The 12,871-nt window shown below is 70.7% G+C and carries 13 protein-coding genes; 6 read left to right on the top strand and 7 right to left on the bottom strand.

Annotated features, from left to right (window positions below; translation table 11 throughout):
* The 5 genes from menC to I5I_RS14335 all read right to left on the bottom strand — a co-directional run.
* Positions 1–870 (bottom strand): o-succinylbenzoate synthase (menC, locus tag I5I_RS14315; protein WP_036321256.1); only part of this gene is annotated, 870 nt, incomplete at its 3' end.
* 235 nt (positions 871–1,105) lie between these two features.
* On the bottom strand, positions 1,106–1,528 hold the full coding sequence (locus tag I5I_RS14320; protein WP_036321258.1) for an organic hydroperoxide resistance protein: 423 nt from the start codon (positions 1,526–1,528) through the stop codon (positions 1,106–1,108).
* 47 nt (positions 1,529–1,575) lie between these two features.
* Positions 1,576–2,028 carry a MarR family winged helix-turn-helix transcriptional regulator gene (locus I5I_RS14325; protein WP_036321260.1) on the bottom strand — a complete coding sequence of 151 codons (453 nt, stop codon included), beginning with the start codon at positions 2,026–2,028 and terminating at the stop codon, positions 1,576–1,578.
* Between the two features lie 55 nt (positions 2,029–2,083).
* On the bottom strand, positions 2,084–2,479 hold the full coding sequence (locus I5I_RS14330) for a hypothetical protein (RefSeq protein WP_036321262.1): 396 nt from the start codon (positions 2,477–2,479) through the stop codon (positions 2,084–2,086).
* Positions 2,476–3,225 (bottom strand): hypothetical protein, encoded by a 750-nt coding sequence (locus I5I_RS14335; RefSeq protein ID WP_036321264.1) that lies wholly within the window; start codon positions 3,223–3,225, stop codon positions 2,476–2,478. The genes I5I_RS14330 and I5I_RS14335 overlap by 4 nt, the downstream gene beginning before the upstream one ends.
* Before the next feature lie 91 nt (positions 3,226–3,316).
* Between I5I_RS14335 and I5I_RS14340 the strand changes: the two genes are divergently transcribed.
* The 3 genes from I5I_RS14340 (at position 3,317) to I5I_RS14350 (ending at position 7,581) form a co-directional block, all read left to right on the top strand.
* Entirely contained in the window at positions 3,317–4,717 is a 1,401-nt protein-coding gene (locus tag I5I_RS14340; RefSeq protein WP_036321266.1) for an MFS transporter, read from the top strand.
* Positions 4,718–4,726: 9 nt separating this feature from the next.
* Positions 4,727–6,211, top strand: a complete 1,485-nt coding sequence (locus I5I_RS14345) for a peptide MFS transporter (protein ID WP_036321268.1) — start codon at positions 4,727–4,729, stop codon at positions 6,209–6,211.
* 191 nt (positions 6,212–6,402) lie between these two features.
* Positions 6,403–7,581 (top strand): cobalamin-independent methionine synthase II family protein, encoded by a 1,179-nt coding sequence (locus tag I5I_RS14350; protein WP_036321270.1) that lies wholly within the window; start codon positions 6,403–6,405, stop codon positions 7,579–7,581.
* 24 nt (positions 7,582–7,605) lie between these two features.
* Here the strand turns inward: I5I_RS14350 and I5I_RS14355 are convergent, their stop codons facing one another.
* Positions 7,606–8,214, bottom strand: a complete 609-nt coding sequence (locus tag I5I_RS14355) for a TetR/AcrR family transcriptional regulator C-terminal domain-containing protein (RefSeq protein WP_036321272.1) — start codon at positions 8,212–8,214, stop codon at positions 7,606–7,608.
* Positions 8,215–8,341: 127 nt separating this feature from the next.
* Here I5I_RS14355 and I5I_RS14360 point away from each other — a divergent pair, with 127 nt between their 5' ends.
* Genes I5I_RS14360 through purU form a run of 3 tightly spaced genes read left to right on the top strand, consistent with a single transcriptional unit; the run spans position 8,342 to position 12,303 of the window.
* Positions 8,342–9,811, top strand: a complete 1,470-nt coding sequence (locus I5I_RS14360; RefSeq protein WP_036321274.1) for an APC family permease — start codon at positions 8,342–8,344, stop codon at positions 9,809–9,811.
* A complete protein-coding gene (locus tag I5I_RS14365; RefSeq protein WP_036321276.1) occupies positions 9,808–11,394 on the top strand; it encodes an amidohydrolase in 1,587 nt (528 codons plus the stop codon). The genes I5I_RS14360 and I5I_RS14365 overlap by 4 nt, the downstream gene beginning before the upstream one ends.
* 27 nt (positions 11,395–11,421) lie before the next feature.
* Positions 11,422–12,303, top strand: a complete 882-nt coding sequence (purU, locus tag I5I_RS14370; protein ID WP_036321278.1) for a formyltetrahydrofolate deformylase — start codon at positions 11,422–11,424, stop codon at positions 12,301–12,303.
* 17 nt (positions 12,304–12,320) lie between these two features.
* On the opposite strand, the gene I5I_RS14375 is transcribed toward purU, so the two are convergent.
* On the bottom strand, positions 12,321–12,871 hold a 551-nt coding region (locus I5I_RS14375), incomplete at its 5' end, for a serine hydrolase (RefSeq protein WP_036321280.1).

The raw sequence follows: 12,871 nt of genomic DNA on the forward strand, positions 1-12,871 counted from the left end.
GCACAGATCGTGGATGCGGACCGCTTCGAGGTAGCCCCCGACGCGGCCCCCCTTGATGTTGATGATCGCGGCGGCCCGCAGAGCGAGCGCATCGCGCGCCGCCTTGGCAGACACGATCGACTCGTCGAGGCAGACGGGCGTGCGAAGTCGCGCGGCGAGCCGTGCATGGTCGACGATGTCGTCCTCCTGCAACGGCTGCTCGATCAGCAGGAGGCCGAAGCGGTCGAGCTCGGCGAGGGTGTCGGCGTCCGCGAGCGTGTAGGCCGAGTTCGCATCAACCTGCAACGCAATCGCCCCGAACGCGTCGCGCACCGCCGCGGTGTCGGCGATGTCGCGACCGGGCTTGATCTTGATCTTGATGCGCACGTAACCCTCGTCGAGGTAGCCGCCGACGGCGTCGACGAGGGCCGACGGATCGCGTTGGATCCCGACCGAGACACCGCTGGGTATCCGATCGACCACCGCGCCGAGGTACTCCCCCAACGCGCGCGACTCGGCACGCAGGGCCGCATCGAGGACGGCGAGTTCGAGCCCCGCCTTGACCATGCGGTGCCCGACGAACGGCTCGAGCACGCCCGCCACCTCTTCGGGCGCGAGAGCGTGCGCCGCGGCATCCAGAAGCGCGGGCGCGAGGAAGCGCTGGGCGACGTCCCACGCGCCCTGCGTGTATTCGCTGGAGTAGAGGGGGGACTGCTGGGTGACGATCTCTCCCCACCCGTCGCCGTCGGCGGTGCGAACGCGCACCACGATGACCTCCCGCACGGTCTCGGTGCCGAAGGAGGTCGCGAACGGCGAGACGAGCGGCAGATGGAGCACGCGAAGCTCGATCGCGTCGAGGCGCACGGGTGCGGCGGGGCGGGCGATCGGCATGCGCTCAGGCTACGCCGCGCGCCGCGCGCGCACCGGGCCGATGTGCGCCGTGGGTCCCCTCAGCGGTGCGCCCGCAGCGCCGCGAAGCGCGGGGCGACGTAAGTGCTGCGGCGCGGCGCCCGCGGCAGCAGGGCTTCGGTGATGGCGGTGATGAAAGTGCGCACGGCATCCGTCCTCTCGAGGTCTTCACTCAAGAGATGACGAATGCCGTGCGCTATGACGCGTGTTCGCGAAATCAGTCGTCGACGACGGTGACGCTGACCTCGATGTTGCCGCGGGTGGCGTTCGAATACGGGCACACCTGGTGGGCGGCGTCGGCGAGCTGCTGCGCGACGGCGAGGTCGATCTCGGGGATGTTGACCTCGAGCTCGACGGCGAGCTGGAAGCCGCCCTGGCCGTTCGGGCCGATGCCGACGCGCGAGCCGACGCTCGAGCCCTCGATGCTCACCTTCTGCGCGCGGGCCACGCTCTGCAGCGCGCTGTGGAAGCAGGCGGCGTACCCGGCGGCGAACAGCAGCTCGGGGTTCGGCGCCTCACCGGCGCCGCCCATCTCCTTGGGGACGCGCACGTCGAAGTCGAGGATGCCGTCGGTCGTGCGAACGTGTCCGTTGCGGCCGCCACCGGTCGCGAGGGCTTCAGCGGTGTAGAGGGTTTCCATGGGTGTTCCTTTCGTGGAGGTCAGAGAGTCGCGCCGGCGACCATCGGTCAGGCAGCGGTGCGCAGATCGGAGGCGACCGCGCGCATGTTGGCCGTGATGGCGGCGAGCTGTTCGAGCAGCTCACCGAGCCCGCGACCGCTGTCGACGAAGGCCGGCACGAGGCACCCCGCGGCCGCGACGACCTCGGCGTGCGTGTTTCGGCCGGCGGCCGTGAGCTCGACGCGAACGACCCGCTCGTCGTCGGCGTCACGGCGACGACTCACGAGACCGCGCTCCTCCAGCCGGCGCAGCAGCGGCGACAGGGTGCCGGAGTCGAGGCCCAGTTCCTCGCCGAGACCGCTCACGGTGCGCCCGCCCGTCGCCAGGACGACCATCGCCAGGTACTGCGGATACGTCAGCTTCCACGGCTTGAGCACCTCGCGGTAGGCCTGCGTCGTGGCATGCGAGGCGGTGTACATCGCGAAGCAGACGAACTCGTCGAGCGTGGCGGGAGCGGGCATGAGAGAAGCATTGCACACAATTGAATTGTGCACAATTTTTCCCGCAAGGGCGGCGTCAGCGCGACAGGGTGAACCCGTCCGGGTCGCCCGGCCGGGGCGGTCGCAGCTGCGGGGGCAACGGCCACGGCAGCACGATCGGCTCGTGCGGCCTGCTCATGTCGCCGTAGTCCTCGACCTTCACGAGGATCCGCGCCGGCGTCACCTCGACGAGCCGGACGCGAACCGGCTGCTCCGCGCCGCGCTCGAGCATCCAGGGCTCGGCGAGGAAGGCGAGGCCGCGCCGTTCGAGCGCGTCCTCGGCATCCAGCCACTCGACGGATGCCGCGACCACCCGCCCCAGCACGTCGATCGCCGTCCACGCGGCTCCGTCGGGGCGGATCCACCCCAGCCGCTCTCCGTCGTCGCGCCGGTGCGGCGTCCAGTCGTCGGGAACGGCCCCGCCCCCGCTCACGACGTGGCCCCGGAGCGCACGAAGAGATAGCCGCGCTCGTCGAACCCGCCCACCGCGAAGCCGTCCTGGGTCAGCCCGAGGATGGCTTCACGCACGCGGTACCGCCAGTCCAGCGCCTCACCGGGCGCCTCGCGTCGCAGCCGTTCGATGTCGGTCGGCACCTCGACGGTGGTGACGATGTCCTGCTCGCGCGGCGGCGCGGACGGTGCGTCGAGGTCCCAGACGGCGAAGATGCGGTCCGTCTCGTCTCCGCGGTTGACCCCGTCATCCATCGCGCTGTAGTGATCCACGTAGTACTCCTCCACCCGCGCGCCGAGTACGCGGAGGTTGAACGACGCGTTGCGGGCGACGAGGGGGTCGAAGGTCCACGTGATCCGGTGGACGCCGCGCGCCAGCGCCCACTCGCGCTGGTGGTGTTTCAGCAGCCGCCCGAGACCCTGGCCGCGCCGGTCGTCGACGATGCCGGTGATGTGCGAGTGCAGCGAGCGGTCGTCGGGCGCGGAGAAGAAGCCGACGGAGGCGCCGATCATGCGCTCCGGCTCGGCCCCGCGCGCGGGGTCCTCGGCATACAGCCCGACGGCGTAGTTGCCGACGTGCGCGAGTGCCCGCAGGAGGTTGGCGGGCATGCCCGTGCGGTCACCGCCCCACACCTCGCTGAGCACGGCGGATGCCGCCGTGACCTGCTCCATCGTGCGCAGCGGTCGGATGCGGATCCCGTCGGGGGTCCGGCTGTCGAGATCCACCATGCGGTCACCCTACGCCGGAGCCGCCGCGTCACCCGGGCGATAGCCTGAAACGATGCCCACTGACGACGATGCCCGACGACGATTGACCCGGATGCCGCCGCAAGGCGCCATCGTCGCCGTGCTGGCGCTGGCGGGGCTCGCTTCGTCGTTCATGTTCACGCTCGTCGTCCCGATTCAGACGCGTCTGCCGGACCTGCTGCACGCGAACCGCGACGACACGGCGTGGGTGGTCACCGCGACGCTGCTCGCGGCCGCCGTCATCACTCCCATCGCGGGGCGGCTGGGCGACATGTACGGCAAGCGGCGCATCGTCCTGGTGCTGCTGGCGACGCTCGTGATCGGCTCCGTGATCGCGGCGGTGTCGACCGGACTGATCGGGCTGATCGTCGGACGTGCGCTGCAGGGCGCGGTGACCGGCGTCATCCCCCTCGGCATCTCCATCCTGCGGGACGTGCTCCACGAAGACCGCGTCGATCCCGCCATCGCCCTCATCAGTGCGACGCTCGGCGTGGGCGGCGCGCTGGGACTGCCGATCAGCGCGCTCGTCACCGAGAACGCGGACTGGCACGCGCTGTTCTGGACGGCCGCGGCCCTCGGCGCCGTGGTGTTCGTGCTCGTCCTTCTCGTCGTTCCGGTCAGCGTCCTTCGTACCGCGGGCCGCTTCGACTATGCGGGCGCGCTCGGGCTGGCGCTGGGGCTTCTCGGCATCCTGCTGGCGATCTCGCGCGGTGACGCCTGGGGATGGGGGTCGGCGGCGACGCTCGGCTGCGGTCTCGGCGGGCTGGCGGTGCTGCTGGTGTGGGGCTGGTACGAGCTGCGCATCGCCGAGCCTCTGCTGGATCTCCGGGTCGCCGCGCGACGCCCCGTGCTGCTCACCAACATCGCGTCGGTCGCGATGGGCTTCTCCCTCTTCTCGTCCAACGTCTCCTACCCGCAGCTGCTGGAGCTTCCGGCGCCGACCGGCTTCGGGCTCACGCTGCTGGCGGCCAGCCTGGTGATCATGCCCTCCGGACTGGTGATGATGGTGCTCTCGCCATTCTCGGGGCGCCTTGCGAGCACCGTCGGCCCGCGGCGCCTGCTGATCCTCGGTGCGATCGCCCTGATCGCCGCCTACGGCTTCAGCCTCCTGTTCGCCTCCGCCGTCTGGCACATCCTCATCGCGAACCTCCTCATCGGTGTCGGGATCGGGTTCGGCTACGCGGCCATGCCCATGCTGATCATGCGCTCGGTCCCGCAGAGCGAGACCGGCGCCTCCAACGGCCTGAACGCCCTCTTCCGCTCGCTCGGAACGAGTTCGGCCGCTGCGGTGGTCGGCGCCGTGCTCGCGAGCATGTCGAGCGTGCAGGACGGACGCCCCCTCCCCACGGCATCGGCCTTCCAGGTGTCGTTCTGGCTGGGGCTGCTCGCTGCGGTGGTCGCCCTCACGGTCGCCGCCTTCATCCCGCTGCGCCCCGCCGACGAGCACCACCCCGCGCTGCCGCCGGACCACTAACCTCGCACCATGACCGTCGTCCCGCCCGCCAGCCCCGCACCCGCGGCTCCCTCCGGAGACCGCGACGCCCGCTTCTTCGGCCAGCCGTGGGCCCTCGCGCACGTGTTCGGGGTGGAGATGTGGGAGCGGTTCAGCTTCTACGGCATGCAGGGCATCCTGCTGATCTATCTGTACTACTCCGTGAGCGACGGTGGACTCGGCGTCGAGGAGGGGGTGGCCGCCGGCATCGTCGGCGCGTATGGCGGTGCCGTGTACCTCTCCACGATCCTCGGCGCCTGGATCGCCGACCGGCTCCTCGGCGCGGAGCGCGTGCTGTTCGGCAGCGCGATCGTCATCATGGCGGGGCACATCGCGCTGGCGGTGCTGCCCGGATTCGTCGGCGTCGGCGTCGGGCTCGTGCTCGTCGCGATCGGCTCGGGAGGGCTCAAGGCCACCGCCACCAGCGTCGTCGGCACGCTCTACGGCCCCGACGACACGCGGCGCGACGGCGGCTTCTCGCTGTTCTACCTCGGCATCAACCTCGGCGCCTTCGCCGGACCGCTGCTGACCGGTGTGCTGCAGTCGACGCTGGGCTTCCACTGGGGCTTCGGGCTGGCCGCCGTCGGCATGGCGCTGGGCCTCGTGCAGTACTCGTTCGGCCGCCGGCAACTGCCGGCCGCGGCGCGCGCGGTGCCGAACCCCCTGCCGCGCGAGCGCTACCCGCTCATGGCGGGGATCGCTGCGGCGGGCATCGTGCTGATCGTCGTGCTGGTGCTCGTCGGCGTCATCCGCGCCGACAACCTGGCTCTCATCGTCATCGTGGTCGTGATCGCGGCGGCGCTCGCCTACTTCGCGGTCATCCTGTCGAGTCGTCGGGTGGATGCCGAGGAGCGCAGCCGCGTCTGGGGCTTCGTGCCACTGTTTCTGACGTCGGTGGCGTTCTGGTCGCTCTACCAGCAGCAGTTCACGGTGCTGACGGTCTACTCCGACAAGCGGCTGAACCGCGACCTGTTCGGCTGGGAGATGCCGGTGTCGTGGGTCAACTCCATCAACCCGATCTTCATCATCGTGCTCTCGGGCGTGTTCGCCGCGGTGTGGACGAAGCTCGGCGCGCGCCAGCCCGCGACTCCGGTCAAGTTCGGTGTCGCCGCGATCGTCATGGGGGCGGCGTTCCTGCTGTTCCTCCCGTTCGCCGGCGGCGGCGAGAACTCCACCCCGCTGTGGGCGATCATCGGCATCCTCTTCGTGTTCACCGTCGCCGAGCTGCTGCTGTCGCCGGTGGGACTGTCGGTGACCACGAAGCTCGCGCCGGAAGCCTTCCACACCCAGATGGTGGCACTGTTCTTCCTGTCGGTCGCCCTCGGCACCGCGATCGCCGGTCAGCTCGCGACGCTCTACGACCCCGAGAACGAAGTGCCCTACTTCTGCGTGCTGGGCCTCATCGCGATCGGTGTCGGCGTGCTCCTGCTGCTGTTCGTGCGCCCCGTGCTGACGCTCATGCGCGGCGTGCGCTGACGGCGGCATCCCCGCCCATCCGCGCCGCGTCACCCGATGTCACACGCGTGCGCAGCAGACGGTTGTCGCTCTATCCTGACGACGGCTCGAAAACCGGAAGCCTCCGCCTTGAGCAGCCCGCGACCGTCGCCGCTGCAAGAGCCTTCTGACACTCGCCCGCATCGCGGGCCATCGTCTTCAGGAGGAGAACCATGTCCGTCGCCACCACCACCTCCGGCAGCCTCCCGCGCACGGCCGCGCTGATCGAGGCGAACGCCGCGCGAACCCTCGACGACGACGGCTTCACGCTGCAGTCGACGGCCGCCTTCGAGGCGCTCACCGCGCGGGCCGTCGCCGACGTCGTGGAGCGCCAGCGGGCCGCGGGGATCACTCTCGTCGGCGACGGCGAGTTCGGGAAGGCGATGTCCAACGCCGTCGACTACGGCGCCTGGTGGTCGTACTCCTTCCAGCGGGTGAGCGGTCTCTCGCTCACCGAGATCAACGCCTTCAACGAGCCCCCGGTGCGCTCCGCGCCGGGGGAGATCCGCCTCACCAGCTTCCTCGACCGCCGTGACCGTCAGCGGTTCCCCGCCGTCTATGCGGAGGCGGTCGAAGCGGGTCGCACCGCGACGGCGTTCCCCACGACGACCGGACCGCTCGCGTACCGAGGTCAGGATGCCGTGGCCGCCGACATCCGCCATCTCACCGCGGCGCTGCGACCGGGTGAGCGAGGCTTCCTCACCGCGATCGCGCCGGGATCCGCGGCGCGCGTGCGCAACGACTACTACGCCACCGACGAGGAGCACATCTTCGCGTGGGCCGATGCCCTCCGCGAGGAGTACCGCGCCATCGTCGACGCCGGGCTCATCCTGCAGTTGGATGACCCCTCCCTCGCCGAGAACTTCGACCAGATCAGTCCCGAGCCCTCGATCGCGGACTATCAGGCCTTCACGAAGATCCGCATCGAGGCGATCAATCACGCGATCGCGGGGCTTCCCCGGGAACAGATTCGTCTGCACGTGTGCTGGGGGTCGTGGCACGGCCCCCACACCACGGACATCGAACTGCGCCACATCCTGCCGGTCGTGCTGCAGGCGAACGTCGGGGCGATCTCGTTCGAGGCGGGCAACGTCCGTCACGAGCACGAGTTCGGCGCGTGGGCCGACGCCGACGTCCCCGACGACCTCGTTCTCGTGCCGGGGGTGGTCAGCCACGCGACGAACGTCGTCGAGCACCCCGAGCTGGTCGCGCAGCGCATCCGCCGCTTCACCGACATCGTCGGTGCCGACCGCGTCATCGCCTCCACCGACTGCGGACTGGGCGGGCGCATCCACCCCGACCTCGCCTGGGCGAAGCTCGAGACGCTCGGCGAGGGCGCCCGCCGCGCGTGAGCCGCAGGACCGGATGCCGGGGCGTCAGGCGCGCGAGGCGCGATCGATCGCGTCGAGCAGGGCCTGCAGGCCCATCTCGAAGGCCGCGTCCAGGCGCGCGTCGGCATCCGTCCACGCGCTGCTCGCCGCGGCGAGCGCGCCCGTCGCGGGAGACGTCCGCCACACCTCAGACGGGGCGGCGCGTTCGAGCGCGATGCCCAAGGCGAAGCTGTCGAGCGCTTCGAGGTAGACCGAGACGGCGTGCGGGGCGAAGCCAGCGGCGTCCAGCGACGCCGCCATCCGCTCGTAAATGCCAAGCACCATCTCGGAGGTGATCGGAGTGCCGACGAGCAGGGCGACCAGTCGCGGGTGGGCGGCGTAGCCCGCGCGCATCGAACGGAGGATCGCCTCCAGCTCCTCGCGCCAGGGCCGCCCGTCATCCGGCGCGGGCGGCGGGAAGTCCCGCACCATGCGGTCGCGGATGAGGTCGACGAGGTGGTCGAGTCCGCCCACGTGGTAGTAGAGCGAGGGCGCGGCGACGCCGAGCCGTTTGCCGAGGGCACGCATCGAAAAGGTGTCGCCGCTGTCGATGAGCGCGAGCGCCTCGTCGACGATGCCCTCGATCGAGAGCCGCGCCACCGACGGTCTGCCCACACGCACCTCCCGAAACAAGACAGTTACACAGCGTACTTGTCGGCGACGCATACGAGAGACATACTGCCTAACACCGTTAGATAAACCCGGCGCATCGACCGGGGAAGACTCACCCTTTGGAGGACACATGTCAACGGCGACGCCCACACCCTCCGCGACAGCGGAACCGTCCGGTGCCATCGGCACCCTGAAGAAGAACTCCCTCGGTGCGAGGGGCATCACGTTCCTCGTCGTCTCGGCCGCCGCGCCGCTGACGGTCATCGCAGGAACCGTCCCGCTCGCCATCCTCATCGCCGGCCCCGCAGCCCCCACGGCCTACCTCGTCGTCGGCATCGCGCTGGCGATCTTCGCCGTCGGTTTCATGGCGATGACCAACCGCATCTCCCGCACCGGCGGCTTCTACACCTACATCGCCGCCGCCCTCGGCAAGCACATGGGCCTCGGCGCCGGCATCCTCGCCCTCGTCTCCTACAACGCCATGCAGATCGGCATCTACGGCCTTTTCGCCGTGAACGCCAAGGCGATGCTCGCCACGATCTTCGGCATCGACGTGCCGTGGCCCGTCCTCGCCGGCGTCGCGCTGATCGGCGTCTGGGCGATGGGCTTCACCGGCATCGACATCGGAGCGCGCGTGCTGGGCGTGCTGCTGGTCGCCGAGACCATCGCACTCGCGGTGCTCGGGGTCGCGATCCTCGTCACGGGGGGCAGCCCCGAGGGCTTCGGCACGGGCGTCTTCGCCCCCGTCAACGTCTTCACGCCGCAGTTCGCCGTGGTGCTCGGTCTCGCCTTCGCCGCCTTCATCGGCTTCGAATCGACGGTGCTGTACCGGGCAGAGGCGCGCACCCCCCACCGCACGATCCCCCGCGCGACCTACATCGCGGTCGCCGCCATGACACTGTTCTACTTCGTGCTGACGTGGCTGCTCGTCCAGGCGTACGGCGAGAGCGCCGTGCAGGCCTTCATCGGCGAGAACGGCGTCGAGACATTCCTGTTCGCCACCGCGGGCAGCCGGCTCGGCCAGGTTGCGACGAGCGTCTTCCTGCTGCTGATCGTCACGAGTGTCTTCGCCGCGCTGCTCGCCTTCCACAACTCGATCAACCGGTACACGTACGCCCTCGCCCGCGACGGCGTACTGCCCGCCGCGCTCGGCCGCACCCGTCCGCGCAACGGCACGCCCTGGGTCGCCGGCCTCGCGCAGTCGGTCCTCGCCGCGATCATCGTCGGTGGCTTCGCCCTCGCGGGTGCCGACCCTTACCGCCAGTTGCTGATCTGGGTCAACACCCCGGGCGTCGTCGGCGTCGTCGTGCTGCAAATCCTGGCCGCGGCATCCGTCGTCGTCTTCTTCGTCCGCCGCGCCGGCCGCGCCGACCGGCCCTGGTACGCGGTGCCCGCGGGCATCGCCGGCGGCGTGCTGATGCTCGTCTTCCTCGTGCTCATCGTCGTCAACATCGGCGTCCTGACCGGCGCCGACGACACGACCAACGCGGTCATCATTGGTGTCATCCCGGTGGCGTTCCTCGTCGGAACCGTGCTCGCCGAGGTGCTGCGACGCGTTCGACCGGCCGCCTACGCGGGCATCGGCGGTCCGGAGCAGTGACCGCGGCCGACCTCGTCGTCATCGCCGACGCGCTCCATGGCACGACCGGCGAAGCTCTGGCCGTCGCTGACGGGCGGATCGTCGCGATCGGTGATCGACGTGACACGTCGGGGTGGGCCGGCCGGGGGACACGCACCGTGCATCTACCCGGCGTCGTCCTCCCCGGCCTCGTCGACAGCCACGCGCACCCCGTTCTCGGTGCGCGGGTATCGCGCGGGCTCGACCTGCAGGGTGTCCGCACCCTCGGCGAGCTCCGGACGATCCTGACGCACGCCTGCCACGAGGCCGCGCCGGGTGCCTGGGTGCTCGGTTGGGGGCTCTCCCACGACGTGTGGGAGGGCGCCTCGATCACCGCCGCCTCTCTGGGCTCCGCTGTCGACGGCGCCCTCGTGCTGCTGCGGATGTTCGACGCCCACTCCGCGCTCGCCAGCTCCGCGGCGCTCGCCCAGGCGGGCGTCGACGGTCCGCGCACGTTCCCCTCGGGCGCGGGCGTCGCGGTGGATGCCGCGGGCACTCCGACCGGGGTGCTGCAGGAGCACGAGGCGATCGACCTGGTCGAGCGGCTCGTGCCGGTCGAACCGCTGGCCGAGGTGGCCGAGCGCCTCGCCGACCACCTGGAGCGCATGGCCGCGGCGGGTTTGACCGGCGCGCACGTCATGGACTTCGAGGGCGACCCCGCAGCCCTCTACGCGGCGGTCGAAGAGGCGGACCGGATGCCGCTGCGCCTGCGGATCCATCCGTGGGTCGACCCGGCGACGACGGAGCAGGACTGGGACGCGCTCATCGGCGCCACCGGATCGGGTGGCAGGCTCTGGCGGCTGCACGGCGTCAAGTTCTTCCTCGACGGGACGATCGACAACGGCACGGCGTGGCTCACCCACGCCGACTGCCACGGACAGTCGGTGCGCAGCACCTGGCCGTCGCCGTCACACTACGCCGCGGCGATCACGCGCTTCGCGGCGGCCAGGGTCCCCACGGCGACCCACGCGATCGGGGATGCCGCGGTGCGCCACGCTGCGGCATCCATCGCCGCCGCGCGTGCCGCGTACCCCGGCTCGCTGCACCGGATCGAGCACCTGGAGCTGACCGGCGACGACATCGTCGACACCGTCGCAGGCAGCGGCGCGATCGCGAGTATGCAGCCCACTCACTGCACGCGGTTCATCCGCGCTGACGGCCGCGACAACTGGAGCGCGCGCGTGGGTCGGGCGCGGGCGGGGCAGTCGTGGCGCACCCGCGCCCTCGCCGATCGCGGCGTGATGCTTGCATTGGGCTCGGATTGGCCGATCGCACCGTTCGACCCGCGGGAGATCATCGCCGAGGCGCAGACGCGCCGACACGGCGACGGTGAACCAGTCGGCGCGGCCGAAGCGTTGTCGGCCGCGCAGGCGCTGGCCGGGTACACGACCGGCGCCGCCGCCGCCTCTGGGCGCACGGCCGACGAGGGCCGGCTGGCGGTGGGCATGCGCGCCGACCTCACGGTTCTCGCCGCCGATCCGACGCAGTGCGCACCGGAGGACGTCCCGGCGCTGTCCGTCAACGCCACCGTGGTCGACGGGCGTGTGCGCCACCTGCGCGGGTGAGTCGCGCCGATCCGGCAGAATCGATCCATGGCTCCCGTGCACGATCCCCACCTTCCCGCCGACCACGCCTGCCTCATCGTGCACGGCAGCGACAAGCCCGGCATCGTCGCAGCCGTGTCGGCGATGATCACCCGCATCGGCGGCAACATCGTCGCCTTCGACCAGTTCTCCGACGATCATCGCGGCGGCGCGTACTTCCAGCGGGTCGTCTTCCATCGCCCCGACTTCGCTCTCGAGCGTCCGGCGATCGAGGCGGACATCGCTCAGACCCTGGCCGACTTCGATCTGGAATGGTCGCTGACCGATCAGTCGGTGCCCAAGCGCATGGCGATCCTCGCGTCGAAGCAGGACCATTGCCTCCTCGACCTGCTGTGGCGCCACCGACGCGGCGACCTGCCGGTCACCATCCCGATGGTCATCTCGAACCACACCACGACGGCCGAAGACGTCCGCAGCTTCGGCGTGCCGTTCTTCCACGTGCCCTCGGTCGCGGGTCCCGACAAATCGGCGTCGGAGGAAGAGATCCTGAAGCTGCTCGTCGGCAACGTCGACTTCGTCGTGCTGGCGCGCTACATGCAGATCCTCTCGCCCGAGTTCCTCGAACGCCTCGGCGTGCCCGTGATCAACATCCACCACTCGTTCCTGCCCGCCTTCATCGGCGCCGAGCCCTACAAGAAGGCCAAGGAGCGCGGCGTGAAGCTCATCGGCGCGACCTCGCACTACGTGACGGGCGACCTCGACGAGGGTCCCATCATCGAGCAGGACACCGTGCGGGTCACCCATGCCGAGTCATCCGCCGAGCTCGCCCGGCGCGGCGCCGACGTCGAGCGTCAGGTTCTCTCCCGCGCGGTGCTGTGGCACGCGCAGGACCGCGTCATCCGTCACGGCAACCACACGATCGTCTTCTGACGTCTGCCGAGCGGGCGTCAGTACACGTACTCCATGAGGTCCAGCCCGAGGGCGCGGAAGGCCTCGTGCGCGCGCAGCCGGTGCGCGACCGACAGGTCGTCGAAGCACACGATGAGGGCGTAGGCGGCACCGGCGCGCGGGCCCGCGATCACTCCGGCCTCGGCGCGGATGCCGTCGCCGCGACCGGTCTTGTTGACGAAGAGCAGACCGTGGCGGTCGTCGTCGTGCGCGAAGGGGTCCAGCGCGGTGCTCGCCGCGACGAGCGCCAGATCCTGGTTGAGGCTGAGCCACTCCGACACCTGCGCGCTCACCGCCGGGGAGACGACCTGAGCGTTGACGAGCCCCGCGAACAGCGTGACCAGCTCCCCCGTCGACGCGAGACCGACGTGCGGTGCGTCATCGGGCCCGCGCTCGTCTCGGAAACCGTCGATGAGCGCGGTCTTCACGAGACCGATCTGCTCGACCCGCGCGCGGACGGCTTCCAGCCCCACGCGCTCCAGCAGCGCGTTGGCGGCGGCGGCGTCGGATGCCGCCGCGGCGAGCACCGCCAGATCGCGCCCCGAAGCGC

Origin of the sequence: Microbacterium sp. B24 (genome assembly GCF_000333415.1) — a bacterium.
GTDB lineage: Bacteria > Actinomycetota > Actinomycetes > Actinomycetales > Microbacteriaceae > Microbacterium.